The organism is Streptomyces sp. NPDC030799, assembly GCF_055572255.1.
In genome coordinates this window covers 414,520-440,054 of the sequence record NZ_JBVIDS010000004.1, presented here as the reverse complement: position 1 = coordinate 440,054, position 25,535 = coordinate 414,520, and the positions used below count along the sequence as shown (strand labels likewise).

The following is a 25,535-nucleotide window of genomic DNA, read 5'->3' as shown; positions in this document are numbered from 1 at the left end:
ACCGCTCAGCCCAAGGTGACCGGTCCCTCGGGGGTGTCCACGGTGAAGGTCAGAGCGGCCGGTCCCGCGGTGAGCGCCAGCCCGGTGCCGAGGGCGGCCAGCGCGCCGCGCACCTCCTCAGGGTCCGGCGCCGTGGCGGACACCTCCAGCAGCGGGGTGACCGGCAGGCCCGTGGCAGCCGGGTGGCGGGTGTCGCCCCAGTCGATCAGGAACGGGACCAGACCGGAGGGATGCGCACGGCCGCCGTCGGTCAGCCGCCACCGCAGCACGGTGCCGTCCGGCGTACGGCGGCTCATCGTGCGCACCGGACCGGGGTCGTGGCCCCGCGCGCGGGCCGCCGTGATCGCCGTGTCCAGGTCGGGCGGGCTGATCGCCCAGGTCAGCGTGCGCGGCCCGGCCGGCAGGTCGACCCCGAACGGCCGCGGCCCGGCGGGCTCGGGCTGTCCGGGGTCGGGGCCGAGGATCTCCAGATAGCTCCGCCCGCCCAGTCCGACCAGATGGTTGCGCGTGCCGAGGCCGGGATGCACACCGCCGGGCACGGGCGTCACCCCGGTCAGCCGCGCGAAGTCGGCGACCGTCGTCGCCACGTCGGGTGTGGCGAGCACGAGATGGTCCAGGAACGGAGGAACGGCGTTCATGCCGGGCGACGCTACGATCACCGCACCTGTGCCTCAAGGGGGTTGGAGCGCTTCAAGGGGGCTGGAGCGAGCAGCGACTGGTCGGGACGGCTCCCTGCGTGACGTTTCTGCGGTGAACCGGTTCCGCCATTGGAGTGAGTAAAGCTCGCTTACGTGGATGGTCATGTGAGTATCTAGAGATGCTCTTGTCTTGGCAAAGGGCTTCGAGGCGCGGTGGTCCATCCGGCCCCGCGTCACCCACCCACAGGAGGAGCCGGACCTTGACTTACGGTAAGAAGCTGCGCGAGCGGATCGCCGGACCCGGGACCACACCGCTGATCGGCGTGTACGACATGTACTCGGCGTCGATCGCCGCCAAGCACTACGACGGGATGTTCGTCTCGGGCTTCGGGTTCGCGGCCTCGTACTACGGGCTGCCGGACATCGGTTTCATCGCCTGGCCCGACATGGTGGCCTTCGTCCAGCGGCTGCGGGGCGCGTTCCCGCACCATCACCTGCTGGTCGACATCGACGACGGGTACGTCGACCCCGAGGTCGCCTGCCACGTCGTCGAGGGGCTGGAGCGCATCGGCGCCTCCGGGGTGATCCTGGAGGATCAGAAACGGCCCCGCCGCTGCGGCCACGCCGACGGCAAACAGGTGCTGCCGCTGGAGGAGTACCTGGAGAAGCTGCACAAGGTACTCGAGACCCGGAGAGACCTGGTCGTCGTCGCCCGTACGGACGCCACCGACGAGCACGACATCCTGCACCGCGCCGAGCGGCTGGCCGCGACCGACGCCGATGTGGTCCTGGTGGACGGCGTGCGCAGCGTCGAGTGGATCAAGCGCATCCGTGAGGTCGTCGGAAGCAAGCCGCTGCTGTTCAACCAGATCGCAGGCGGCAAGTCCCCCCGCCTCTCCCTCGGTGAACTGTCCGACCTCGGCGTCGATGTCGCGATCTACAGCACCCCGTGCCTGTTCGCCGCGCACGAGGCGATGGACTGCGCGCTCACCGAACTGAAGGCGGCCGACGGCCGGCTGCCGGAGGTGGATCCGACGAGCGGGATCGGGGTGAAGGCCGCCACCAGCCTGCTCGAACGCAACATCGCCCGCGAGCGGCTCACCCCCGAGGGCGTGGGCGTGTGACCGGCGTCGTACCCCGGCTCGGGATGGCGGCGGCGGTCGCCGTCGCGGTGCTCGCGGCCGGTGCGGCACCGGCAGCCGCCTCCGGCAGCCTGATCACCGTGATCGACAACTCCCACGCCGACTCCTGGCTGGAGGTCGACCGCACGGCCAACGTCCAGACCGGCAAGGGCACCGCAGGCAGCGACCACGACGGCAGCGCCGTGGACGCGATCGAGGCGCTCGCCGGATCCGGCCACCAGCGCAGGGAGGTCTGGGACTGAGCGACCGGGAGACGACCGGTCGCCCGGCGGCAACCGATCGCCGACGCCCGGTCGTTGACGACGACGGCCGGGCACCCCGTAGGGCGGCGCCCGGGCGTCGGCCCTGCCGGCATCACGCGGTGGGCCGCTCCCCGGGCGGCGCGGCCGTGCTCGCGCGCGGTACACCTGTGGACAACGGTCCCGGCCGCGCGCATCAGGCGACCCGGGCCAGGTCCGCGTGCCGCACCTCGTGCCGCGGCGGCACGCCCTCGGCCAGCCGCTCCAGCTCCTCCACGACGATCAGACCCAGCCGCTCCAGCTCATTGCCGAGCGAACCCGCGATGTGCGGGGTCAGGAAGACGTTGGGCAGCTCGTACAGCGGGGAGCCGGCGGGCAGCGGCTCGGGCTCGGTGACGTCGAGGACCGCGCGCAGGCGCCCCGAGACCAGCTCCTTTGTCAGCGCGTCCTGGTCGACCAGTGCACCGCGCGCCGTGTTGATCAACGCGCCCCCGTCCGGGATGAGCGCGAGCCGGGCCCGGTCCAGCATGTGGCGGGTCTCGGGGATGTCGGGAGCGTGCAGGCTGACGATGTCGCTGTGCCGCAGCAACTCCTCCAGCGGCAGCGGTTCCGCCCCCAGGGCGGCGGCCTCGGCGGAGCTCACACAGGGGTCGTGCAGCAGGACCGTGAGGTCGAACGGCCGCAGCAGCTCCATGAGTCGACGGCCCACACGCGAGGCTCCGATGACCCCGACGCGGCGCCCGAGGTTGCCGGTGGAAGCGGTTTCGGCGAGGGTCGGCCGGGCGTGGGTGCGACGGTAGCGCTCACGGTGCTCGAAGGCGTCCTTGCCCAGGAGCAGGACCATCGCCAGCGTGTACTCCGCCACCGGCAGCGCGTTGCCCGTGACCGCGCTGGACACGGTGACGCCCTGTTTCCACACGGCCTCGCCGACCAGCGAACGGACCGAGCCCGCGGCGTGCAGGACGGCACGCAGCCTCGGTGCGGCGGCGAGGACACCGGCGTCCAGGTGCGGGCAGCCCCAGCCGGTGAGCAGGACCTCGGCCCCGGCCAGGGCGCCGGCCACCGCCGGATCGGCGAAGTCCCGTACGACGAGCGCCGGGTCGACGTCGGCCGTCCGCCTCAGCCGGGCCATGAGCGGCGGGGGGAAGAGCAGCGGGAGGTGCACCGGATCCATCGCGAACACGGCCCGTGGCGGCGGGGGGCTGGGCATGACTCTCCTGACGAAACGGCAGTAGTAACGCTTCAGAAAGCGCGTTCTACCGTATGTCTGCCGGGAATGGCCGGTCAATCGGTGGGGGCGGGGCCCGATTTGGCCGGGGCGGTCCCGGTGGTGCAGGCGGTTCGGACAGTGCAGGGCGGGGGCGCGGAGCCGGTGTGCCGCCGCCTACCGGAACGCCCTGCGCCGGCGGGCCAACAGCTTCCCGCCAAGTGACCGACCCCGCACGCACCGCCCCTCCGTAACCCGAACGGCCCTCCCGCGCGCCCGTGCGCCGGAATACGGGACGCTCTTGTGGTGCTCTGTTGTTGCACAGTGCACAAGTGCGCGTGCACGAGTGCGCGGCGAAGGGCTGGTGGGCGATGACGGCAGACCAGGCGAACCCCGCGGCCGGAACAGACCGGGCGGACCCTGTGGTCCGGACGCCGTACGGGGCCGTACGCGGCCGGTACGAGCACGGCATCGCGGTGTTCCGGGGCATCCCGTACGCCGCCCCGCCCTTCGGGCCCCGCCGGTTCCGCCCGCCCGAGCCGCCCGAGCCCTGGTACGGCGTGCGCGACGCCGGGGCCTTCGGGCCGACCGCGCCGAAACCGCCGTACTCCGAGGCGTTCGCGCAGTATCTCTCCGACCCGGAAATCCCCGGCGACGACTGCCTCAACATCAACGTATGGACCCCGGACCCCGGTCACGGAGCCCGGCTCCCGGTCCTCGTCTGGCTGCACGGCGGCGCCCTCACGAGGGGATCCTCGGCCGTGCCCGTGTACAACGGGGCCACCTTCGCCCGGGACGGCGTGGTCTGCGTCTCGGTCAACTACCGGCTCGGCGTCGAGGGCTACGGACTGTTCCCGGACGCACCCCCGAACCCCGGTCTGCGCGACCAGCTGGCCGCCCTGTGCTGGGTGCACGACGCCATCGCGGCCTTCGGCGGCGACCCGGACCGGATCACCCTGTGCGGCCAGTCGGCCGGCGCCATCAGCGCCGGTGTCCTGCTCGCCGCACCCCACACCCGCGGCCTGATCCGCCGGGCGGTGCTGCAGAGCGGCCCGCCCGAGGTCTCCGAGCGCGACAAGGTACGGCGCATGGTGCGCCGCATGGCCACCCGGCTGAAGATCCCCGCCACCGCGGCGGCCTTCGCCGCCGTCGACCGCGACCTGCTGCTGCGCGCCCAGGCCGAGGCCGGCCGGCTCAGCAGCCCCGTCCTGGGCGGACCGCAGTTCGGCATCGTCGTGGACGGCGACCTCGTGCCCCGCGACCCGCTCAAGGCCCTGATCGACGGTGACGCCGCCCCCGGCGTCGAGCTGCTCCTGGGCTGGACCCGCGACGAGTACCGGCTCTGGCTGGTGCCCGGCGGGCTGCTGGAGCGCGTCGACCGGCTCGGCCCCGTGGCCCTCGCGGGGGCCATGGCCCGCTGCCACGCCGGCCACGAGGTACCGCGCGGCTACCGCACCCTGCACCCCGACGCCGGCACCGCCGAGATCGTCGGCCAGATGGTCACCGACCACCTGCTGCGCGTTCCGCTGCACCGTCTCGCCGACGCCCGCCCGGGCACCTCCTACCTGTACGAGTTCGCCTGGCCGTCCCGGCTTCCCGGCCTCGGTGCGTGCCATGCCCTGGAGCTGGGATTCGTCTTCGACAGCGGTGACATACCCGAATCGAAGAAGCTGGCCGGCGAGGGCGCCCCGCAGGAACTGTGCGACGCGATGCACGGGGCCTGGGTGCGCTTCGCGACGACCGGGAATCCCGGCTGGCAGGCCTGGGACGCATCCCATCCGGTGCGGATCTTCGGCGACGGTGAACCGCATATCGCATACGGTCCACGGGATGCAGCATTCACGCTCTGGCAGACCTCCCTCACGACCCCGTCCCCCGACCCTGCCGGCGACATCAGGGCCCCCGGAGCGGAACTGGCGGCGGCGGTACGGCGGTTGCGACGGTCGGCCGGGAGCCGACGCCGCTGACAGCCGACGGCCGACGCCCCGGGGGCCTGCGGGCCAGGTGCCGTACGAGCTGCGCCGTAGGGACACGGGCAGGTGCCTCGGCGCCGGACGAGCGGCTCAGGCCCTGCCCAGCGCCCGCGCGATCGAAGTGATCGCCTCCGGCCCCACCCGGCAGCATCCCCCGATGAGCCGTGCGCCCGCGTCCCGCCACGTCCCGACCTGCCCGGCGCCGAACCGCGTACGCCCCGTCCAGGCGCGTGCCTCGGCATCCCAGGTCTCCCCGCTGTTCGGATAGACGACGACCGGCCTGCCGGTGACCCGCGCCGCGATCTCCACCGCGGGTTCCACGTCGTCGGGCGCGCAGCAGTTCACTCCGACCGCGATCACCTCTTCCACGTCGGCGGCGAGGCCGAACGCTTCCTCCAGGGGCTGTCCGGCACGCGTTCGCCGGCCGTCGACGGTGTACGACAGCCAGGCCGGCACTCCGAGTCCGCGTACCGCCCGCATCAGCGCGGCACCCTCGTCGGCGTCCGGCACGGTCTCCAGCGCGAGGACGTCCGGCGCGGCGGCGGCCAGCACCTCCATGCGCGGCCGGTGGAACCGCTCCAGCTCTGCCACGCTCAGCCCGTAGCGGCCCCGGTACTCGGATCCGTCCGCGAGCATCGCGCCGTACGGCCCGACCGAGGCCGCCACCCACAGAGGCCGTTCGACGCCCTCGTCCCCGGCCTGCCGGGCGGCGTCCCGGGCGAGGTCCACGCTCAGCATGAGCAGGCGCGCTGCGTCGTCATGACCGATACCGCGTCGCGCGAAGCCTTCGAAGGTGGCCTGGTACCCGGCGGTGATGGCCACGTCGGCGCCCGCGCGGAAGTACGCGAGATGGGCTTCCGCAACCGCTTCCGGCCGCTCGGCGAGCAGCCGCGCCGACCACAGCTCGTCGCTCAGGTCGTACCCGGCGGACTCCAGCTGGTTGGACATGCCGCCGTCGAGCACGACCGTCCCGGCGGCGAGCGCGTCGGCGAGGCTGGGGGAGGTGTTGCTGATCATGTCATGACGCTAAGGATTTGTTCCGCGATGCACCAGGGGGTGAGGGCCGCTCGGGACCGGAGCTTACGGTGCCCCCGCCTGCCGAAGGTGCCCCGTGTCATTGAGCAGCTGCACCGACGCCTCCCCGTCCGCGAAGTACGCCACCGCCGACAGGGACGCCGCCGCCAGTTCCATCCGGAACAGCGACTGCGGCGGCGCACCCAGCGCCAGCCGCACCAGCGTCCTGAGCGGCACGACGTGCGAGACGACCAGCACCGTTCCCCCGGCATGCCGGGTCAGCAGCGCGTCCCGTGCCGCCGCCACCCGCCGTGCCACCGCGTCGAGCGATTCTCCGCCGCCCGAGGGTGCCGCCGCCGGGGACTTCAGCCACGCCGTCAGGTCATCCGGGTAGTGCTCGCGCACCTCCGCGAAGGTCAGCCCTTCCCAGGCGCCGAAGTCCGCCTCCCGCAGGTCCTTCTCGACGTGTACGGGAAGGCCCAGCTGCCCGGCTACCGCCTCAGCCGTCTCCCGGCAGCGCCGCAGCGGTGAGGAGACGATCGCCTGTACGACGCCGCGGGCGGCCAGCAGTGCGGCGGTCGCCTCGGCCTGCCGCCGCCCGGTCTCCGACAGCGACGGATCCGGGCCGCCACTGCCGGACAACCGTTTCTGTGGCGTCAGTGGCGTCTCACCGTGCCGCAGCAGCACGAGTGTCGTCGCCGTGCCCCGGCCGGCCGGCCTGCCGGGGGCGACCGGGGCGGCCACACGACACCCCCTAGTTCGCCGACGGTGCGAAGTGATCGCGCACCGAGTTCGTCTGTCGCTCCATCATGGCGATGATGCCCTCGATGACTTCGGGGTCGGCGCCGTCGGCGATCGTCAGCTCTCGCGACCACTCGAAGTAGCTGCGGTCCGGATCGTTGGTGATCGGACGGACCCGAAGGGTGGCGAGATAGCTGGAGACGCCCGAGGTCGGCGCGACGGCTCGGTAGGTGGAGGACCGCTCCACCTCGTTGCGTCCGGCGACCTCCTGCTGGACCAGGCCTTCGTTGAACACCAGCGTGAAGTCGTACCGTGCCGGAACCCGTTCCAGCGCGCCGTCCTCGGCCCAGCTCACGTCCTTCACCGCAGGTCCGGACACGATCTTCACCAGCTTCATGGGGTCGCGGACCTCCGCCCAGACGGTGTCCGGATCGGCGTCGACGATCGTCGAGTGGTGCATCGTGTGCTTACGCGTGATCGTCACGGGAACTCCTCGTCAGTGATGTCAGTAGGCGATGCGGTCGGCTTTGGCCAGCCACGCGTCGAACGGCGCCGTGCGGTTCGGCAGGTCCAGGTGCTCCACCGACATCGGCCACATCGACTGGGGCCTCTTCTCGAACAGGTCGTAGAAGGTGCGGTCGTCGAAGCCGGCCACCGCGGCGTCGTGCCGGTCGGCGGAGTAGACGAGCCGGTCGACGCGCGCCCACAGTGAGGCGGCCAGACACATCGGGCACGGCTCACAGGACGTGATCAGGACACACCCCTCGAGCGAGAAGGTGTTCAGCTTCTTGCAGGCGGCGCGCATCGCGCTCACCTCGGCGTGTGCGACCGGGTCGAGGGTCGAGGTGACCTGGTTGTGCCCGGTCGCGACGACCTCGCCGTCCTTGGCGACCAGCGCGCCGAACGGACCGCCGCCGTTCGCCACGCTGTCGGTGGCCAACGTGATCGCCTTGTGCATCCAGGCGCGCTCGAACTCCTGGACGGTCGTTTCCTGGGTGTGGATGGTCATGGTGAGTCCTTCGGGGAGAGGGTGGAGGGGGTGGACAGGGTGGCGAGGGCGTTGGACGCTCTCGCCGGAGACGTCCTGGCGGGTAAGCACCGCGTGGACGCCGCGCTGCTGAGATCCCGGGGGGTGCGGGCCGGCGACGTCCGGGTGGTCATCGGGCGGTCTCCGGCTTGGTGACGAGATAGTTGCCGAGCACGAGGTGGTCGATCTCCGTTCCGAGGAAGCAGTTCAGGGCGTCGGCGGGGGTGCAGACGATCGGCTCGCCGGCGACGTTGAACGAGGTGTTGATCAGGCAGGGCACGTCGGTGAGTTCGGTGAACCGGCCCAGCAGGGCCGCCAGCCGCGGCGTGTCCCGGCCGGTGATCGTCTGCACCCTGGAGGTGCCGTCGACGTGGGTCGCACCGGGAATCACGTCGCGGAATTCAGGCCGCACCGGGAAGACGAACGTCATGTACGGCGAACGCGCTTTGCGCCCCATGTCGAAGACCTTCGGCGCGTCCGACTCAAGGACGAGGGGTGCGAACGGGCGGAACGGTTCACGGTGTTTCACCCGGGTATTGATGATGTCCTTGATGTCCGGGAACTTGGGGTTCGCGAGAATACTGCGATGCCCCAATGCCCGAGGGCCGTGCTCGATCCGGCCCTCGTACCAGCCGATGACGACCTTCTCGGTGAGAAGTTCCGCCACCTGGGCGACGACCTCGTCATCGTCCAGCCTCTTCCACACCACTCGACCGGCGGATTCCCGCAGGGCCTGCTCGATCGTCGAGTCGTCGTATTCCGGTCCGAGGTACGGAGTGACCGGCGGCGCGGACTTGTTTCTGCCGGCGTGGTCAGAGTGATGGAGCCAGGCGTGGACCGCGGCGCCGATGGTGATGCCGGTGTCGCTGGCGCCGAAACTCACGTCCATGTCGTCGAACCGCGACGCCTCGAACAGCGGGGTGTTGTTCAGGCAGTTCAGCGCCACGCCGCCTTCGAACAGCAGGCGGTTCAGATCCGTCTTTCCTTCCAGCGCGCGGAGCTGGTGGTTCGTGACGACGGTGAGCATCTCCTGAGCCGCGGCAGCCACCCGGGCCTTGTACTCAAGGGTGTCCTGCACAGGGCCGAAGTGCTGCTCGAAGAGGGGGTCGAAACCGCGCGGGTTGTCCGTCTCCAGGGGCCTGCAGAAGGTGTAGCGCCCGTCCTCCTGCAGTTCGACGATGTGCTCCAGGAACGGGTTCGGTGCGGGGGGCTTGCCGAATCCGGCCAGGCCCATGATCTTGTACTCGTCATTGTTGGGCACGAAGCCCAGGTAGCGCGTGATCGCGGCGAACAGGAGCCCCATCGAGTATTCCGCGCCGATGGTCGACTCGTCGAAGACGCGGATCCGGCCGTCGCGGATTTCTCCGGTCAGCGACGAGAATCGTTCGGCGCGGCCGTCACTGACGAGGAACGCGGCGTCCTTCATGCCCGCCAGGTAATAGCCGGTCATCGCGTGGGCGAGGTGGTGCGGTACGAACACCACCTTGTCCGGATCGGGCGTGAAGCCGGTGCGCGCGGCGAAGTCGGCGAGGATCGCGTCATGGCCGACGGCCCCGGTGAACAGCTCGCCGATGTCCCTGACGAGATCCAGCTTCGCCGAGGGCGCCATGGGCGCGGATGTGATGTCGGACAGCATTCCGTCCAGGACCTCCGCGGAGAAGTCCCAGGGGACGGCGATGAGGTCGACGTCGGAGAACTCCAGTCCCGCCGATTCAAGGCACCACTGCACCGCGTTGACCGGAAAGTCGGAGGTCTTCTTCTCGCGGTTCAGCCGCTCTTCCTCCACGGCGGCGACCAGCTCGCCGTCCACCAGGAGTGACGCACCCGCGTCGTGCCCGAGGAGGTAGTGCCTTTCGGTGCCGACCGCGCCGAAGTGTTCGGCGAAGATTCCCGAAACGTGAGTGAAGCCGTTGCATCCCAAGACAATCATGACAATTCCCTTCTTCGTCCGGGGCTACTTGCCGGCCACGAGGTCACGGACGATCTCCCCGGCTGCGGGTGCCTGGCACAGTCCCTGGCCGGAGAATCCCGCCGCGTAGAGGAAGGGGCGGGAGGGAGCCCGGCCGATGAAGCCGCTCCCGTTCGGGCTGCCGTCGAAGGCTCCGCTCCACCCGCGGTACAGGCGGATGCCGTCGAGGACCGGGTAGGTGGTGCCGAGCTGACGGGACAGCCGCTGGAGCCACGCCTGCCGGGATTCCTCCGGGCCGGGGCGGCCCATACCGACGAGGATGCGGTCCTTCCATGCCCGGATCCGCAGGCCGGAGGAGGCGTGCAGGGTCATCGGCAGGGTGCTGAGCGGGGCGGCGGGTGCGTCGGTGAGGAGCAGTTCGATGGGGTACGTGGTCACGGGGAGGTCGACACCGGCCATGGAGGCGACCGTCCGTGACCAGGGGCCGGCCGCGCAGACGACGGTTTCCGCGAGGATGCTGCCCCTGGGGGTGTGGACCTGGCCGTCGGGGCCGATGCCGGTGACGGGTGTTTCCGTACGCAGGTCGGCGCCCGCCTCCTGGGCGGCTGCGGCGTAGCCGCGCACGATGGCGGCGGGGTCGCAGGCGTAGGCCTCGGGCGCCCAGGCTGCCGCGAGGACGCCGCGCTCGCCGAGCAGCGGGTTGAGCCGCACCGCTTCGGATGCGGTCACCAGTTCGACGTCCACTCCCGCGGCATGCTGGGCGGCCCGGGTGCGTCGGAACTCCTCCACCTGGTGCTCTTCGGTGAACACCACCAGGAAGCCGACCCGCTGCAGGCCGAGGGGAGTTCCGGTCCGCTCGGTGAAGGACTGATAGGCCGCCAAGCTGCGGACGGCAAGGCCGCCGGTCTGGGGATCGCCGGGAAAGTAGGTCCGCAGCACGCCCGCCGTGGCCCCGGACGCTCCCGATCCGAGCGTGCCGCGCTCCAGCAGGACGGTGCGGATGCCGGTCTCGGCGAGATGGCACGCTACGGAGGTCCCGACAACCCCTCCGCCGATGACGACGACGTCCGTACGCTCGGGCAGAGGGCTCATGACCGCTGACCCGCTTCGGCGAGGGGCAGCTGGCGCAGGTGGTCTCCGGCGTCCCACGGGAACAGATGCAGGTTCCAGCCGCCCAGGCAGTTGACGTAGAGGGCCATCTGGCTCACCACGGCCAGGAAGTCGTCGCGTTCGAGGCGGTCGAGGCAGGACAGGAAACGCTGCGTGAAGGCCCACAGCTTCTCCAGGCCGCAGTAGCCCAGGAACTCGGCCGGGACACCGACCAACAGGCGTGTCATCTGGCGCAGGGAGTCCATCGGCATGCCACCGACCACGGCCCGGACCAGACCGCCGTAGCTCGCATACCCCAGTGGACGCGTCTCACCGTTGACGAACAGGAGGGTGGGCAGAACCGTCTCGAAGGTGCCGGCCCCGGACGGTATCCACCCCCGGTGCAGATCACCGAGCTCGGCCGGCTCGGACAGCCAGATCCGCTCGGTCTCGGCGTGTACGTCGCGGAGCAGGAGGTCCGCGTCGGGGTCGGCGGCCGTCAGACGGGGGATGCGGTGGCCGCCTGCCATGCCTGCCCTGCGCACTTCCACCAGGAGCGGCTTCTTCGTCGAATACACCGCATCCCACACCGCGCGCCCGACCTCTCGCAGAGCCGGCATGTCCTGCGGCCGGACCTGGCCCACCGGCGACGCCGGCATCGGTTCGGTCAATGTGCCGTACTTGATCCCCAGGTGCTGCAGAGCGGAACAGAAGACCGTTCCGTCGGGTGCCTCGCGCCGGTCGGCAAGCCGGTACGTCGCGGACAGATGCAGCAGCGAATGGATCGGTGCCACGTGGTACAGATGCTGTCCCGCCACCAGTGCGTGCCCTTGCAGGCTCTGGTAGGGCAACGCCTCCCACAGCGCATCGGCCAGCACGGTGTTGCGATCGTCGAGTTCAGCGGTAACGGTGATGCCCAGATCAGGCCAGGCAATCTCGACATGTCGACCGGACAACGTTTCAGTCAAGGCTTTCCCCCTAGTTCGGCAAGATGTCAGGATGGTCGAGCGGGGCCGGAACGCCCCACGGCACTCATCCCTTGCTTCGTCACAACTCGCCTTGTCCCCGTTGCAACTTGTGTGAGGAGTACACAGCCAACCGGGGGAAGCCGGCCAGGAGCGGAAGACATGAAAGCTTCCGCAGGTCGAGACCGGGTCTTCGTAGATTCCTACATGAACCAGTCAGGCCGGGGGTTTGAGGAAACCCCCAATACTCCCGCGGCACGGCGGTCCCTCGGACCGGAGGCGTCCAAGGACTTCTACGACCTCCGCGACGAGCTTCTCACCCTGCTGGGCCTCCGGCGCTCGGAGCGCCTTCGTCTTCACCGCTTCCGACGGGCGGGTCTCACGCCTTCGGACGACCGACCCCGAGGCACGCAGTGGTCGGTGACGCCCGGCGTGCCATGCCTCACGGTGGCTGCCGTTCCCGCAAGGGTTGCCCCCGACGAGCGGCGCATTACAGCGCGGCCGGGTACGGGGAGCGGCCGGCCCACAGGGTGTCCACGAGACGCCGTGCGGACTCCTCCGGGTACTCCAGCACGCCGACGTGGCCGCCGGGGAACTCGGTGAAACGGGCACCGGCCGACTCGGCCGCCGTCGTGGCCGTACGGTGCAGCAGCCGGCCACGGGAGCCGCTGCCCGCGGCCAGGGTGAGACGTGCGGCAACGGACCGCAGGGCGGGCACGTCCGGCAGGTACGCGGTGAACGGGTGCAGGACCCGGGTGAGGAAGACACCCATGGGGTCGGCCAACTCCTCGCCGGGCGCGGGTGGTTGGGCATCGGCGTCCTCCGGGGCGGGCACGGGTCCGCCGTCGAGCACGGCGGCCAGCCTGGCCCCGGCCGCCCGCAGACCGGCGGCCCGAAACGTGTCGGCCACCTCCACGAACATCGCCCGCTGCCGGGCCGCGTCCGCGAGGACCCCCACGACGGGCGGTTCGTGCGCGACCACGTGCGCGAGCCGTTCCGGGTGCCGGGCGAGCAGGTCCAGGGCGGCGATACCACCGGAGCTCATCCCGAACACGTACGCGGACCCGCCGGCCGGAAGCACCGCCTCCAGCACCCGGTGCGCACCCTCGCTCCAGTCCGTCACCCGCTGCTCGGCCACCGGCCGGCCCAGCCGCCCATGGGCGAGGCCGAGCGGGTCGTAGGTGACCACGGTGAAGCGTGCCGCCAGCCGCTCGGTAAGCGGCCCGAGCCCCATCGGATGCCCGGCACCGCCCGGCAGGACGAGCAGCACGGGACCGCTGCCCGTCACGTCGTAGTGAAGTTCCCCGGTCATGAACCGTTTTCTCCCGTTGGAGTCTCGCGCGGCCAGTGCTCCAGTGCCAGGTGCAGGGCCTGCACCGCCTTGTCCCAGGAGGCCTGTACGTCCCGGTCGGCGCCGAAGCCGCCGGCCGACTCCAGGGCGCAGTAGCCGTGGAAGGTGCTCCGCAGCAGGCGTACGGCGTCGGTCAGGTCGGGCTCGTCCAGGCCGTAGGCGCGCAGCATGCCGTAGGTGATCTCTGCGGTGCGGCGCATCGCGGGGGAGCCGGCGATCAGGGACTGGTCGATACGGATCTGCGTGGCCGCGTACCGGCCGGGGTGCTCCAGGGCGTAGGCCCGGTAGGCGCCGGCGAAGGCGGCCAGCGCCTCCTTGCCCGCGCGGCCCGCCACGGCCGGCGCGATGCGGTCGATCAGTTCGCCGCCGGCGTACAGCGCGAGCCGGGTACGCAGGTCGTCCAGACCCCGGACATGCGAGTACAGGCTCGCGTCCTTCACGCCGAAGCGGCGGGCCAGCGCGGACAGGGTGACGTTCGCGAAGCCCGCCTCGTCGGCGAGTTCGGCGGCGGCCGCGACGACACGGTCGACGGTGAGACCGGCTCGAGCCATCCGACACCTCCTCCTTGGGTAGCTAGGGATAATCCTAGGATACCTAGGTTCCAGGGGGTGTCGCGAGGGGTCGTCCCATGGGTCGCATGCGGCTCATGGGGAGTACTCGACTCCGTAGGCTGAACGAACGGCGGGAGGGGAGCCTGTGGGGCGCGAGACACGCAAGGGGAACGGACGCAGGGCCGGCGAGGCGCACGAGAACACGCAACCTCTCTGGCGGCAAAGGGATTTCACCGTCTTCTGGGGTGCGCAGACGCTCTCCGTCCTCGGTGACTCCTTCGCGTTGATCGCCCTGCCGCTGCTGGTCCTGGAGGCCACCGGATCGGTGGCCCGGATGGGGCTGCTCACCGCCGCCGGCGGAGCCGCCGCCGTCCTCGCGGCCGTGTTCGCCGGCACCGTGGTGGACCGCGTCGACCGGCGCCGGCTCCTCATCGCCTGCGACCTCGTGCGCATGGCGCTGTACGGCCTCATCCCGCTCGTCTGGACCTTCGGCCCGCACACCTGGCTGCTCTACACGGTGCTGCCGGTCTGCGAGGCCGTCGGCATGTTCTTCTCCGTCGGCTACGTCACCGTCGTCCGCGGCCTCGTCGGCACCGGGCGCCTCACCGAGGCCAACGGCCTGCTGAACGCCACCGCCGCGGCGGCCGGGGTGCTCGGACCGCCGTGCGCGGGACTCGTCGCCGCCTGGACCGGACCGGCCGCCGCCATCGCCGTCGACGCGGCCAGCTTCGCCGCCTCCGCCGCGTGTCTGCGCTGGGTACGCCTGCGCGCCCGGGCCGGTGACGACACGCCCGCCCCCGGCCGCAGCACCGTGCGGCAGGACCTGCGCACCGGAGTCGCCTTCCTGTACCGGCACCCCCTGCTGCGCTCGCTCACGGTCCTGCTGTTCGGCTTCAGCTTCCTCACCCTCGGACTGAACGACCTGGTCATCTACCACCTCAAGCACGACCTCGGCCACGACGACGGCACGGTCGGCACCGTCCTCGGCGCCGGTGCGCTCGGCACCATCGCCGGGTCCCTGCTCGTCGCCCGCATCCGCCGGCTGCTCGGCTTCGGCACCGCCTGGACCGGCGCGACCGCGCTGTGCGGGCTGGCCTGCGCCGGCCTCGGCTGGGTGCGCACCGTGCCCGCGGTCGCCGTCCTCGCGGCCGCCTTCCTGGCCGGCGTCGGCATCGCGGGCACCTGCTCGATGTCCCTGCGCCAGGAGGTCACCCCCGAGCACCTGCTCGGCCGCGTCACCTCCGCCTACTGGACCCTCCAGTACTCCGCCGCCCCCGCCGGGGCGGCCCTGCTCACCTGGGCCGCCGAACACTGGGGCACCACACCGGCCGCCCTGACCGCAGGCGCCACCTGCGTCCTGCTCGCCGTCACGGCCCTCACCACCCCGATCCGCAGGGCCTGATCGGCGGAACCGGGGTGCGCCGCGGCTCGGGCGGCCGGAGCTCCCGTGCGGCCTGCGGGCAGCGCGGCCCCAAGCCCGCCGCCACCAGCGCGAGCAGCGCGGTCCGCAGACCCGCCGTCCCGGCCGGCCAGTCCCACCACAGGGCCCGTCGGCATCGTCCAGGTGGGCCTCAGGAGCGGTGATGGTCAGCTGGTCTCCGGGGCGAGGGTGGTGGAGAACACGAAGGAGAACTCGGCGGGCTCGGCCTGCAGGTGATACCGGGGGAGCGGGCCCGGGCCGCAGGACTGGGAGCCGAGGCCGTGCTGGCCGTGGTCGAGGTTCACCCACACCGTGTCTTGGGGGGTGAGGTCCGTGCGGTGCGCGGCCGCGTCCAGTTGCTCGGTGGTCCAGCGGCGGGCGGTGAAGAAGAACTCCGGGACGCCCTCGATGCGCAGGCCGCCGAGCTCCGCCCAGCGGACGTCGGCGCGGGCGCCGTTCTCCTGCGGGCGGACGTACGGCGTCTGCAGATCGTCTACAGTCGACTGCCAACGGCCGACTGCGGACGCCATCCTGCTGTCTGGATACGCCTCACCCGGGCCGCCGCCGTACCACTGCACACGGTCGGCTGCGGACAATCCGAAGCGGACGCCGAGCCGGGGAAGCGGTACCGTCCAGTCGCCCTCCGGCGTCACGGAGACCGTCAGCTGTAGACGATCTCCGTCCGACGTCCAGCGGTATACGGTCGACAGGCCCGTCTCACAGGCCGCCGCCGCCACTCGGGTACGGACCGTCAGCGCCTCGTCGCCCGGCTCCACCGTGTCCAGCCGGTGCCGCATGCGGTGCAGGCCGAGCTTGCGCCACAGCAGGCCGTGGCGGATGTCGGTCTGCCAGGCGGCGCCGTCGTCGTTGTCGGTGGTGGCCCGCCACACGTCCAGCCGCAGACCGGTCACCTCCACCCCGCCGACCGCCCGCAGGGCACCGGTGCGGGCGTCGAAGACGGCCGGACCCAGGGTGATCCGGCCGTCACCGGGCACCGGGCGCCCGGTCGCCGGGACCGACGGCAGCCGACGTGCGGACACGGCGAACTGGCCCCAGGCGACGACGTGGTCCTTCGGTGCCCAGGGGGTGTCGTCGGCGAGCAGGGCCCGTACCGTCCAGTGGGCCTCGCCGGCCGCGGTGGCGACCGGCGGCTCGGGCAGCTTCACCTCGGCCGACTCGCCGGGTGCCAGCGCGGGCACCGACAGGGTGCCGGACTCGACCGTCTCGCCGTTGACCTGGTACGCCCAGGTGAACGCCAGCGCCGACAGGTCCGCGAAGTCGTACTTGTTGGTGATGCGGACGGTGCCGTCGGCGGCATCCCCTTCGATGGCGACCGGCTCGATCACCTTCTTGTACTCGATCAGCCCGGGAGAGGGCTCCCGGTCCGGGAAGAGCAGGCCGTCGCAGACGAAGTTGCCGTCGTGCAGTTCCTCGCCGAAGTCGCCGCCGTAGGCGTAGCCCAGCTCGGGATGCGCGATGCCGTGGTCGATCCACTCCCAGACGAACGCGCCCTGGAGGCGGTCGTACGACTCGAACAGCCGCTGGTAGTCGGCGAGTCCGCCGGGGCCGTTGCCCATGGCGTGGGCGTACTCGCAGAGGATGAAGGGGAGTTCACGCCGCCTGTGCGGACCTCCGTCCAGGCGGCGTCCGATGCGCTCGACCTCGGCGTGGTCGGCGTACATCCGTGCGTAGACATCCGTGTCCCGGCAGGTGAGGTCGCCCTCGTAGTGCACGAGCCGGGAGGGGTCGCGGCCCTTGATCCACTGGGCCATCGCGGTCAGGCCGCGGCCGGTGCCGGCCTCGTTGCCGAGGGACCAGACGACGACCGAGGGATGGTTCTTGTCCCGTTCGACCATGCGGGCGGCACGGTCCAGCAGGGCCGGGGTCCAGCGGTCGTCGTCGACGGGGTTGTCCCGCCAGGCCTGCTCGGTGAAGCCGTGCGTTTCGAGGTCGCACTCGTCGATCACCCACAGGCCGTACTCGTCGCACAGGTCCAGGAAGGCCGGGTGCGGCGGGTAGTGGGAGGTGCGGACGGCGTTGATGTTGTGCCGTTTCATCAGCAGCACGTCCTCGCGCATGGTCGCCCGGTCCAGCGCGCGTCCCTGCTCCGGGTGCCACTCGTGCCGGTTGACGCCCTTGAAGAGCACCGGCCTGCCGTTGACCTTGATCAGACCGTCCGACAGCTCCACCGTGCGGAAACCGATGCGCAGCGGGATCCGCTCGCCTTCGGTGGCCAGCTCACCCGCGTACCGCCGCGGCGTCTCCGCCGACCACGGCTCGACCGGCACGGTCACGCTGTCGCCGGTCGCGATGTCGATGCCGAGTTCGGAAACGGTTACCCGGCCGTCCACGTCGGAGTCGACGCGCAGGGTGCCGGTGCCGGCGCGATGGTCGTAGGAGGCATGCACGAAGAAGTCGAGGGCCGCACCCGCCGGTCGGTGCAGCAGGGTGACGTCACGGAAGATGCCCGGCAGCCACCACTGGTCCTGGTCCTCCAGATAGGAGCCGGCCGACCACTGGTGGACCCGGACCGCCAGTACATTGTCCACTGTCTTCAGCAGATGGCCGACCGCGAACTCGTGCGGCAGCCGCGATCCCTTGAATGCGCCGAGGTCCGTGCCGTTCAGCCATACCCGGCCACAGGACTCCACGCCGTCGAAGCGCAGCACCGCTCCGCCCTCGGCGAGGTCCGGCCAGTCCTCCGGCAGGTCGAAGACCCGCAGATGGTCGCCGGTCGGGTTCTCGGTCGGCACGCGCGGCGGGTCGACGGGGAAAGGGTAGAGGTGGTTGGTGTAGATCGGGGATCCGTGGCCCTGGAGGACCCAGTGGCCGGGGACCCGGATCTCCGCCCAGGCACCGGCGTCGTACCCCTCCTCGGCGAAGGAGTCGTCCTCGGCGTCGGCCGTCGGCGACAGCCGGAACCGCCAACTGCCGTTCAATGACAGAGCCTTGGCGTCCGAGGAGGCATACCAGGTACGAGGTGGCAGCGCCCCGGAGCCCGGCGAGACGTCCTCGACGTAATCGGTGACGGTGTGGTTGCGGAAGGACATCGGTCTCCTCGCTCGGCCCTTGAACAGCAGCGGCAGGATGGAAACGGCGGTGGTCATGAAGATCAGGTGGTGGTTGACGGTCTGGTTGGTCATACGACGACAGCGCGACCTGGACCGTCCAGGCGCTGGGTCCTGGCCGATGACCAGGTGGCCATCGCCGCGAAGAAGTTGAGCGAGTTCGGTACGACGATCCGCCAGTACGCGCCCCAGTGGCCGAGCCCGTCCACGCGTGCCGCCTCCTCCAGCTCCTTGGGGAACCCCAGGAAGTACTGCCGGAACAGGAAGCAGGTGAAACCGCTGAAGAGGCCCGGGATGATCAGACCCCGGTAGCTGTCCATCCGGCCGAACGGCGCTCCCAGTTGCTGTGGCTCAGTGCCGACATGCTGACGTCCCTTCGGCTAATGATTCGGCAAGGGGTTGGATGAAGTCTGTGGCCGCGAGGTCAGGGCAGTGGCCGGCGGCCCTCGGCCGGTGGGCGGACGGCGTTACCGCCGGCATCGAGGCGCATGCCCGACGCCTCGTTCACGATCCGGCCGTTCGGGTTCAGCAGCCATCGCCGGGCTGATCGAGCGGGCGGCGAGAGTTGCGGAAACGGTTCCGTCGCGGAGGCTGTCAGCAGCAGGGATCTCTTGCGGGGTGAGACAGGTGCATCCCTTCCGTCGTCATGAATGCGGTGCGGTACGGCTCCTTGCGTAGGCGGTGCGCTTGGTGGCGGTTTTGGTGGTGCCGGTCCTCTGTCCGGCGGACTGCAGCGCCCCTTCCAGGGCGAACGTGGCCGCGCCGAGGGAAACCGGGTCGGTGGGGATCGGGGAGAGGACGATCTCGGTGGCGGCCAGCGGCCGGCGCAGCGCATGCCGGGCGACGGCCTGGCGGACCTCGCCGAGCAGCGGCTCGCCCAGCCGGGCGGCGACCCAGCTGCTGAGCACGACCACTTCGGGGTTGAGCAGATTGATCAGGTCGGAGATGCCCGCGCCCAGGTAGCGGGCGGTGTCCCGGACGACCTTGAGCGCCACCGGGTCCTGCGCGGCGACCGCGTGGGCCAGCGCGTCGATGGTGGCCGTCTGGTCCTCCGGGTGCAACAGGGCGGACCCCGGGCTGAGTTCACGCAGGTTCTGCATGATGCCGGGCGCGCCGACGTACGTTTCCACGCAGCCGTGGTTGCCGCAGTGGCACAGCCGTCCGTCCAGCACGAGTGTGGTGTGGCCCCACTCGCCGGCGCTGTTGCTCACGCCCCGGTGCAGCCCGCCGCCGAGCGCCAGACCGGCACCGACTCCCGTGCCCAGGTTGACCACGACGGCGTCGCCGCGGCCCCGCGCGGCACCGAACCACAGCTCGGCCACCGTGCACGCGCGCAGCGGATTGTCCAGGTGCAGCGGATACGCGATGTGTTCGGCGAGCAGGTCGAGCAACGGCACGTCGTGCCAGTCCCAGTTGGGCGCGTACTCGGCGACGCCGGTGTCCCGGTCCACCTGGCCCGGCACGCTCACCCCGACCCCGAGGACCCGGGCCGCCTCGACCCCGGCCTGCGCCACCACCGAGCCGACGGCGGCGGCCACCTGGCCGACCACCTGCTCCGGGCGGCTCTCGCCGGGCCGCATGTCCTCGTCGGCGCGGGCCAGTACGTTCAGTGCCAGGTCGAACAGCTCGACATGGACGTACGTCTCCGCGATGTCGACGCCGATCAACGCGCCCCCCGACGCGTTGACGGCCACCAGGCCCCGGGGCCGGCCGCCGGCCGAGTCCTCGAAGCCGACCTCGGTGATCATGCGCAGGTCCAGCAACTCGCCGACCAGGGTGGCCACCGTGGCCAGGCTCAGGCCGGTGGCGGCGGCCAGCTCCTGCCGGGAGGTGGGAGACTCGGCGATGATCTGGCGCAACACCTCGTAGCGGTTCGCGGTGCGGATGTCACGTGATGTGCGCTTCACGCGGGGTGCCCCTCCGTCCAGTGCGGGCCGGGCCGCAGCGGCACCGGCACGAGCGCAGGCTATGGGCTGCGAGTTCCTTTCGACAAGGGCTTTGGAAAGGGGCTGTAGGAAGTCCGGCGGAGGCGGCGTGCGCCCGGTTGGTGACCGTCCCGGCGCTCTCGGCCGTCCCTGTCACGGTGGCGTTCCTCCCGGAGAGTCCGTGTGGGCCGACCCTCTCATCCGTCACGCCCGGGAAGGGGGTCAGGGAAGTGGTCTACGGATTTCGTCGTCATGGGGAGTCTGGACGGATGTATGCAGAAACAAGCTGGCTGTTCACATGCGAAATCGGTACCTTCCCCTCCATGACTCAGCAACCCCTTCCCGCCCGGCTGCCCGTCACCGACCGCACCCGACACCGGCGCCTGCGCGAGCAGGGCAGTCTGGAGCGCGCGGAGCTCGACGCCATCCTCGACGCCGGGTTCGTCTGTCATCTCGGCGTGCTGATCGACGGGCGGCCGGTCGTCGTGCCCACCGTGTACGGGCGGGACGAGCGGTGGCTGTATCTGCACGGGTCCGTGGCCGGCCGCAGCCTCGCCGCGGACACGCCCGTGTGCGTGACCGTCACGCACGTGGACGGGCTCGTGCTCGCCCGGTCCGTCTTCGAGCACGGCGTCAACTACCGCAGCGCGATGATCCACGGCACGGCGCGCAGGGTCACCGACCCCGAGGAGAAGCTCGACGGCCTGCGCCGGCTCACCGAGCACTCGGCGCCGGGCCAGTGGTCGTACGCCCGCAGCCCCAGCCGCAAGGAGCTGGCCGCCACCACCCTCCTCGCCCTCTCGCTCCAGGAGGCCTCCGTCAAGATCCGCACCGGCGCCCCGGACGACGGCGACGGACCCGACGCGGCCCTCGGCCTGTGGGCCGGGGTCCTGCCGCTGACCGCGGTCTGGGGCACCCCGCAGCCCGACCCGGTGCTGCCGCCCGGGACCGCCGTGCCGCAGCACATCGCCCGCCGTGCGGGGACCCGGCACGGCTGAGCCGCAGGCGGGGGCATACGGTGTCAGACGTACGCCTGAACCGGGAGGAGACAGACGGATGGGCAGTCGTACCGCGCTGGTCGAGGATCTGATGGAGCGGTTCCCGCACGTGCCACGGGAAGCCGTCTTCAAGGAGGACCTGCTCCGCGGGGGCGTCGCCTTCGATCCGTCCGCCCTCAGCGACAACGAGAGCGGCGAGGTCAAGCCGAAGTCGTACTTCATCTTCTCCTTCGACCACGGCACCCTGCCCGAGCTCGGCGAGGCGGCGCTCCGGCGCCCGCCGGAGGAGATCATCCTCACCGGTGGTCCGTACGGCCTGAGGCGTACGGTGGTCTCCGTACGGGTGAACCCGGCCTCGCCGTACCGGGTGGCCGCCGACGACGAGGGGCTGCTCGGGCTCTACCTCGACGGAAAGCGCATCGCCGACGTCGGCGTGCCGCCCATGCCGGAGTACTACCGGCACACCCTCTCCAACGGGAAGTCCGTGATGGAGGTGGCCCCGACCATCCAGTGGGGTTACCTGATCTATCTCACGGTTTTCCGGGTCTGCCAGTACTTCGGCGCCAAGGAGGAGTGCCAGTACTGCGACATCAACCACAACTGGCGCCAGCACAAGGCGGCCGGGCGGCCGTACACCGGCGTGAAGGACGTCGAGGAGGTGCTGGAGGCCCTGGAGATCATCGACCGGTACGACACCCAGAAGGCCTCCACCGCCTACACGCTGACCGGCGGAGCCATCACGAAAACGGTTGCCGGGCGGGACGAGGCCGACTTCTACGGCCACTACGCCAAGGCCATCGAGGAACGCTTCCCGGGCCGCTGGATCGGCAAGGTCGTCGCCCAGGCGCTGCCCAAGGCGGACGTCCAGCGGTTCAAGGACTACGGCGTGCAGATCTACCACCCCAACTTCGAGGTGTGGGACCGCCGGCTGTTCGAGCTGTACTGCCCCGGCAAGGAGCGGTACGTCGGCCGCGACGAGTGGCACCGGCGCATCCTGGACTCCGCCGAGGTCTTCGGTGCACGCAACGTGATCCCCAACTTCGTGGCGGGCGTGGAGATGGCCGAGCCGTTCGGCTTCACCACCGTCGACGAGGCGATCGCCTCCACGACCGAGGGCCTGCGCTTCTTCATGTCGCACGGCATCACGCCCCGCTTCACCACCTGGTGCCCGGAGCCCACCACCCCGCTCGGCAAGGCCAACCCGCAGGGCGCGCCGCTGGAGTACCACATCCGGCTGCTGCAGGCATACCGCCAGACGATGGAGGACTTCGGGCTCTCCTCCCCGCCCGGCTACGGCCCGCCCGGACCCGGCCGCGCGGTCTTCTCCGTCAGCTCGTTCATGGACAGCCTGCCGGCGGACGAACCCGCCGCCGAACCCATGGAGGAGCGGACCGGGGTGTGATCAGCCCGGCAGCCCGGCAGTGAGCACGGCGGCGCCCGCATCCGTACAAGAGGCCGGAGTTGCGGGCTCGTCGCGTCGCGCGTCCGCCCCGCCACCATCGGTAACCGCATGTGAACAGGCCGCTTGTCAGTTGTGTCGAGGACGTGAAAGGCTCTGTGCCTGCCGCGAGGTTTCCTGCAACTCCCTTTTGCCTGTGGTGAGTTGACCTCGCTCGTGGATGCAGGAGTCCCATGCCCGACCTGCCGACCCCCCAGGACGCCACCGAGTCCGCGCTGTTCTCGGAGGGCTGGGACGCGGTGCTCAGTTACGCGGACCTGTGCACCTCCGGTTCTCTGACGGCCCATCAGCTGGCAACGGAGGCGTTCACGCTCGGCATGCGCGAGGTCCGCGCCGCCGCGCGCACCCATGTGCGCGGCGCGGGCCGCCGTACCGCGCGGCTGCCCACGATCCCGGCCCTGCTCACCGCCGTACGCGACACGGCGGCCGCCTGGGAGGCGGGCGGCCAGGGGCACAAGCTCGACCCCGACCTGCGGCTGTGGCTCAACTCCGACAAGGCCACCCGCTTCTCGGGCCCGCCGCTGGAACGCCCGGTCGCGCTGCGCGGCCTCAGGGACATGCAGGAGGCCGACGCCTCGCTGCTGTGGCTGGCCGAGGTGGAGGCGCTGCCCCTGCCCGCCGTCGCGCGCCGGCTCGGCCTCGACCAGACCACCGTCGCCGACGAACTCGACCAGGTCCGCACCCTGTTCCGGGACCGCTGCCACCGCGCCCACCTGGACACCCCGATGGACGCGCCGTGCCGCTCCTACGCCCGCCTGCTCGACGCGGTCACCCGCTCGCCGTCCGCCGACACCCCCGACGATCTCTCCCGGCACCTCGCGACCTGCATGCGGTGCGCCGAGGCCGCCGCCTGTCTGCGGCTGCACGGCGGCGGACTGCCCGCCGCGCTGGCCGGCGGGGTCATCGGCTGGGGCGGCCTCGCCTACCTGGAACGCCGCCGCCGTGCCGCCGAGGTCCGCCTCGGCGCGGGCCACCCCGGCGCCGACCCCACGGGCGGCGATCCGGAGGAGGGCACCGGGCGCAGCCGCATCCTGCGCGGCAGCCTGCTCGCCGCGGCCGTGCTGCTGTCGGCGCTGGCGCTCGGCGTGTCGATGATGCCGTTCGGCGGCTCCGGCGACGACACCGCCGTAGCCCGCGACGACACCGCGGCCGCCCGCGACGACCAGCAGCCGGTCGCCGACCCCGGCGTCTCCCGCAGCACCACCCCGTCGGCCACGGCGACGCCGGCACCCGCCACCACCCCCTCCGCGCCGCGTACGACCGCCGGTTCCCACCGCACGCAGCCCGACCCCGAACCGCAGGGCGCCTCCTCCGCCACGCACCGGCCCGCCCCCAGCCCCCGGACCACCGCACCAGCGACGACCTGCCGGGTCGCCTACAACCTGGTCGACCAGTGGCCCGACGGTTTCCAGGCCACCGTCACCGTCACCACCGGCCGGTCCCTCGACGGCTGGAGCGTGTCCTGGGCCTTCCGTGACGGCCAGCAGGTCGGCCAGATGTGGGACGCCACCGCCCGCCAGAGCGGCTCCCGTGTCACCGCCACCGCCGCCGACTACAACAGGACCGTCGCCGCGCACGGCACGCTGTCCTTCGGGTTCCTCGGCACCTGGCACGACAGAAATCGGCCCCCCTACGGTTTCACGCTCAACGGGGCGGCCTGCGCGGGCGGCTGAGCAAGCGGAGCGGATCATGTCGCAACGTCTCGTGCCGCAACGTCTCGTGCCTGGCGGGAAACCCCGGCACAACGGAGGCGGTGCGCTCCCCTGGGTGTCCGCCCCTCACCGCTGGGCGTCCGCGGTGCGGATGCCGGGCGGCATCCGTCCTCCCCCCGGACAGGGCCCCGCTTTCCCTCCCTGTCCGGGCCGAATATAAGCTCACGCCCGCAAACGAGCCTGGCGGGCGGAGAACGGGTCCTGACGGCAAGGGACGGGGGAGAAGAGGCCGAGTGGAGAAGCTGCGACAGGACGATCCGGGGCGGATCGGCGACTTTGTGACGTTGGCGCGTCTCGACGGCGACGGCAGCCGGGGCGTGCCCGAACGCCGCTATCTGGCCCGCAGCGCAGACGGCGGCCACACGGTCCTGGCGTGCCTGCCGCCGCCCGGCGGTGACCCGGCGCGGTGGGCGGCCGAGGCGCAGCAGGCGGCCCGGCTGACCCAGCCCGGGTTCTGGCCGGTCGGCCGGCTCGGGGGGACGCCGGCGTTCCCCTGGTACGCGTCCCCCTACCGGCCGGCACTGCCGCTGCCGGCCGTCCTGGCCGCGTACGGCGGCCCGCTGCCGGAGCCGTTGGTCCGCACGCTCGGCGGCACCCTGGCCGAGGCCCTGGCCTCGGCCCATGTCCTGGGCATCGTGCACGGCGGGGTGTGCCCGGCGGGCGTGCTGCTGACCGCCTGCGGACCGCTCCTGAGCTGCTTCGGCGCGACCCGCGCGAATTCACCGGCGGAAAGCCCCGCCGCGCAGGCAGCCACCCTGGAGACCGGCTGCCTGGCCCCCGAGGTGGCGGCGGGCGGTCCCGTGGACCGGACCGGGGACGTCTACGCCCTGGGCGCCGTGCTGGCCTACGCGGCGACCGGGTACACCGTGCCCGAGCGGCAGGAGATCCCCGTCGGCCTGCGGGACATCGTGATGGCCTGCCGCTCACGCGACCCGCAGAGCCGACCCGAACCGGCGAGGGTACTGGCGGAGTTGCTGCCGGGCGCGGCGTACGGCGGGCTGGCCGGCGGCACCGAGCCGGTGTCCCTGCCCGGCCGCGTCGTCGAGGCATTGTCCCGTCAGTCGGCGGCGGTCCTCGCCGCCGCACTTCCCACCCAAGGGCACTGAA

Annotated in this window: 20 protein-coding genes and 2 pseudogenes; 8 read left to right on the top strand and 14 right to left on the bottom strand. The window is 71.6% G+C overall.

Annotation, left to right across the window (positions count from 1 at the left end; genetic code table 11):
* Positions 1-5: 5 nt before the first annotated feature.
* Positions 6-638 (bottom strand): VOC family protein, encoded by a 633-nt coding sequence (locus tag ACZ41I_RS12900; RefSeq protein ID WP_468514050.1) that lies wholly within the window; start codon positions 636-638, stop codon positions 6-8.
* Positions 639-898: 260 nt separating this feature from the next.
* Here ACZ41I_RS12900 and ACZ41I_RS12895 point away from each other — a divergent pair, with 260 nt between their 5' ends.
* On the top strand, positions 899-1,762 hold the full coding sequence (locus tag ACZ41I_RS12895) for an isocitrate lyase/PEP mutase family protein (RefSeq protein ID WP_363218540.1): 864 nt from the start codon (positions 899-901) through the stop codon (positions 1,760-1,762).
* Positions 1,759-2,022, top strand: a complete 264-nt coding sequence (locus tag ACZ41I_RS12890) for a hypothetical protein (protein ID WP_468514049.1) — start codon at positions 1,759-1,761, stop codon at positions 2,020-2,022. The genes ACZ41I_RS12895 and ACZ41I_RS12890 overlap by 4 nt, the downstream gene beginning before the upstream one ends.
* Positions 2,023-2,215: 193 nt before the next feature.
* Here ACZ41I_RS12890 and ACZ41I_RS12885 read toward each other — a convergent pair whose 3' ends face one another.
* On the bottom strand, positions 2,216-3,229 hold the full coding sequence (locus ACZ41I_RS12885; RefSeq protein WP_468322949.1) for a hydroxyacid dehydrogenase: 1,014 nt from the start codon (positions 3,227-3,229) through the stop codon (positions 2,216-2,218).
* A gap of 368 nt (positions 3,230-3,597) precedes the next feature.
* Between ACZ41I_RS12885 and ACZ41I_RS12880 the strand changes: the two genes are divergently transcribed.
* The gene (locus tag ACZ41I_RS12880) at positions 3,598-5,193 is read left to right on the top strand and encodes a carboxylesterase/lipase family protein (RefSeq protein ID WP_468514101.1); all 1,596 of its coding nucleotides are present in this window, start codon (positions 3,598-3,600) and stop codon (positions 5,191-5,193) included.
* 96 nt (positions 5,194-5,289) lie between these two features.
* Here ACZ41I_RS12880 and mmuM read toward each other — a convergent pair whose 3' ends face one another.
* The 9 genes and pseudogenes from mmuM to ACZ41I_RS12835 form a co-directional block, all read right to left on the bottom strand.
* A complete protein-coding gene (gene mmuM / locus ACZ41I_RS12875) occupies positions 5,290-6,216 on the bottom strand; it encodes a homocysteine S-methyltransferase (protein WP_399772831.1) in 927 nt (308 codons plus the stop codon).
* A 63-nt stretch (positions 6,217-6,279) separates the two neighbouring features.
* Positions 6,280-6,930: pseudogene (locus tag ACZ41I_RS12870) on the bottom strand (histidine phosphatase family protein); the annotation flags it as partial.
* A gap of 37 nt (positions 6,931-6,967) precedes the next feature.
* Positions 6,968-7,438 carry an SRPBCC family protein gene (locus ACZ41I_RS12865; protein ID WP_363217657.1) on the bottom strand — a complete coding sequence of 157 codons (471 nt, stop codon included), beginning with the start codon at positions 7,436-7,438 and terminating at the stop codon, positions 6,968-6,970.
* Positions 7,439-7,459: 21 nt separating this feature from the next.
* A complete protein-coding gene (locus ACZ41I_RS12860; protein ID WP_468514048.1) occupies positions 7,460-7,963 on the bottom strand; it encodes a nucleoside deaminase in 504 nt (167 codons plus the stop codon).
* Between the two features lie 148 nt (positions 7,964-8,111).
* Positions 8,112-9,911: a carbamoyltransferase gene (locus ACZ41I_RS12855; RefSeq protein ID WP_399772833.1), complete on the bottom strand. Its 1,800-nt coding sequence runs from the start codon at positions 9,909-9,911 to the stop codon at positions 8,112-8,114.
* Positions 9,912-9,935: 24 nt separating this feature from the next.
* On the bottom strand, positions 9,936-10,982 hold the full coding sequence (locus ACZ41I_RS12850) for an NAD(P)/FAD-dependent oxidoreductase (protein ID WP_468514047.1): 1,047 nt from the start codon (positions 10,980-10,982) through the stop codon (positions 9,936-9,938).
* Positions 10,979-11,947, bottom strand: coding sequence for a cucumopine synthase-related protein (locus ACZ41I_RS12845; protein ID WP_363217653.1), 969 nt, complete (start codon positions 11,945-11,947; stop codon positions 10,979-10,981). The genes ACZ41I_RS12850 and ACZ41I_RS12845 overlap by 4 nt, the downstream gene beginning before the upstream one ends.
* A 487-nt stretch (positions 11,948-12,434) precedes the next feature.
* Positions 12,435-13,256, bottom strand: a complete 822-nt coding sequence (locus tag ACZ41I_RS12840; protein WP_468514046.1) for an alpha/beta fold hydrolase — start codon at positions 13,254-13,256, stop codon at positions 12,435-12,437.
* Positions 13,253-13,846 (bottom strand): TetR/AcrR family transcriptional regulator, encoded by a 594-nt coding sequence (locus ACZ41I_RS12835; RefSeq protein ID WP_363217651.1) that lies wholly within the window; start codon positions 13,844-13,846, stop codon positions 13,253-13,255. The genes ACZ41I_RS12840 and ACZ41I_RS12835 overlap by 4 nt, the downstream gene beginning before the upstream one ends.
* Before the next feature lie 145 nt (positions 13,847-13,991).
* Here ACZ41I_RS12835 and ACZ41I_RS12830 point away from each other — a divergent pair, with 145 nt between their 5' ends.
* Entirely contained in the window at positions 13,992-15,248 is a 1,257-nt protein-coding gene (locus ACZ41I_RS12830; protein WP_468514045.1) for an MFS transporter, read from the top strand.
* Positions 15,249-15,433: 185 nt separating this feature from the next.
* Here the strand turns inward: ACZ41I_RS12830 and ACZ41I_RS12825 are convergent, their stop codons facing one another.
* The 3 genes and pseudogenes from ACZ41I_RS12825 to ACZ41I_RS12815 all read right to left on the bottom strand — a co-directional run bounded on the left by ACZ41I_RS12825 (position 15,434) and on the right by ACZ41I_RS12815 (position 20,241).
* On the bottom strand, positions 15,434-18,316 hold the full coding sequence (locus tag ACZ41I_RS12825) for a glycoside hydrolase family 2 TIM barrel-domain containing protein (protein WP_468514100.1): 2,883 nt from the start codon (positions 18,314-18,316) through the stop codon (positions 15,434-15,436).
* Between the two features lie 21 nt (positions 18,317-18,337).
* A pseudogene (locus tag ACZ41I_RS12820) lies at positions 18,338-18,660 on the bottom strand (ABC transporter permease subunit); the annotation flags it as partial.
* 318 nt (positions 18,661-18,978) lie between these two features.
* A complete protein-coding gene (locus ACZ41I_RS12815) occupies positions 18,979-20,241 on the bottom strand; it encodes an ROK family transcriptional regulator (protein WP_399772851.1) in 1,263 nt (420 codons plus the stop codon).
* A 341-nt stretch (positions 20,242-20,582) separates the two neighbouring features.
* Between ACZ41I_RS12815 and ACZ41I_RS12810 the strand changes: the two genes are divergently transcribed.
* From ACZ41I_RS12810 to ACZ41I_RS12795, 4 genes are all read left to right on the top strand, one after another.
* Positions 20,583-21,257, top strand: a complete 675-nt coding sequence (locus ACZ41I_RS12810; protein ID WP_399772854.1) for a pyridoxamine 5'-phosphate oxidase family protein — start codon at positions 20,583-20,585, stop codon at positions 21,255-21,257.
* 58 nt (positions 21,258-21,315) lie between these two features.
* Positions 21,316-22,659 (top strand): radical SAM protein, encoded by a 1,344-nt coding sequence (locus ACZ41I_RS12805; RefSeq protein WP_468514044.1) that lies wholly within the window; start codon positions 21,316-21,318, stop codon positions 22,657-22,659.
* A 230-nt stretch (positions 22,660-22,889) separates the two neighbouring features.
* Positions 22,890-24,389 carry a cellulose binding domain-containing protein gene (locus tag ACZ41I_RS12800; RefSeq protein WP_468514043.1) on the top strand — a complete coding sequence of 500 codons (1,500 nt, stop codon included), beginning with the start codon at positions 22,890-22,892 and terminating at the stop codon, positions 24,387-24,389.
* Positions 24,390-24,661: 272 nt separating this feature from the next.
* On the top strand, positions 24,662-25,534 hold the full coding sequence (locus tag ACZ41I_RS12795) for a serine/threonine-protein kinase (RefSeq protein ID WP_468322924.1): 873 nt from the start codon (positions 24,662-24,664) through the stop codon (positions 25,532-25,534).
* The last annotated feature ends 1 nt before the right edge of the window (position 25,535 follow it).

Excerpts from the sequence above, each read along its gene's own strand:
- ACZ41I_RS12810 (WP_399772854.1), top strand. The coding sequence starts at position 20,583 with ATGACTCAGCAACCCCTTCCCGCCCGGCTGCCCGTCACCGACCGCACC.
- mmuM (WP_399772831.1), bottom strand. The coding sequence starts at position 6,216 with ATGATCAGCAACACCTCCCCCAGCCTCGCCGACGCGCTCGCCGCCGGG.
- ACZ41I_RS12805 (WP_468514044.1), top strand. The coding sequence starts at position 21,316 with ATGGGCAGTCGTACCGCGCTGGTCGAGGATCTGATGGAGCGGTTCCCG.
- ACZ41I_RS12885 (WP_468322949.1), bottom strand. The coding sequence starts at position 3,229 with ATGCCCAGCCCCCCGCCGCCACGGGCCGTGTTCGCGATGGATCCGGTG.
- ACZ41I_RS12850 (WP_468514047.1), bottom strand. The coding sequence starts at position 10,982 with ATGAGCCCTCTGCCCGAGCGTACGGACGTCGTCGTCATCGGCGGAGGG.
- ACZ41I_RS12900 (WP_468514050.1), bottom strand. The coding sequence starts at position 638 with ATGAACGCCGTTCCTCCGTTCCTGGACCATCTCGTGCTCGCCACACCC.
- ACZ41I_RS12800 (WP_468514043.1), top strand. The coding sequence starts at position 22,890 with ATGCCCGACCTGCCGACCCCCCAGGACGCCACCGAGTCCGCGCTGTTC.
- ACZ41I_RS12840 (WP_468514046.1), bottom strand. The coding sequence starts at position 13,256 with ATGACCGGGGAACTTCACTACGACGTGACGGGCAGCGGTCCCGTGCTG.
- ACZ41I_RS12835 (WP_363217651.1), bottom strand. The coding sequence starts at position 13,846 with ATGGCTCGAGCCGGTCTCACCGTCGACCGTGTCGTCGCGGCCGCCGCC.
- ACZ41I_RS12855 (WP_399772833.1), bottom strand. The coding sequence starts at position 9,911 with ATGATTGTCTTGGGATGCAACGGCTTCACTCACGTTTCGGGAATCTTC.
- ACZ41I_RS12860 (WP_468514048.1), bottom strand. The coding sequence starts at position 7,963 with ATGACCATCCACACCCAGGAAACGACCGTCCAGGAGTTCGAGCGCGCC.
- ACZ41I_RS12825 (WP_468514100.1), bottom strand. The coding sequence starts at position 18,316 with ATGTCCTTCCGCAACCACACCGTCACCGATTACGTCGAGGACGTCTCG.
- ACZ41I_RS12880 (WP_468514101.1), top strand. The coding sequence starts at position 3,598 with ATGACGGCAGACCAGGCGAACCCCGCGGCCGGAACAGACCGGGCGGAC.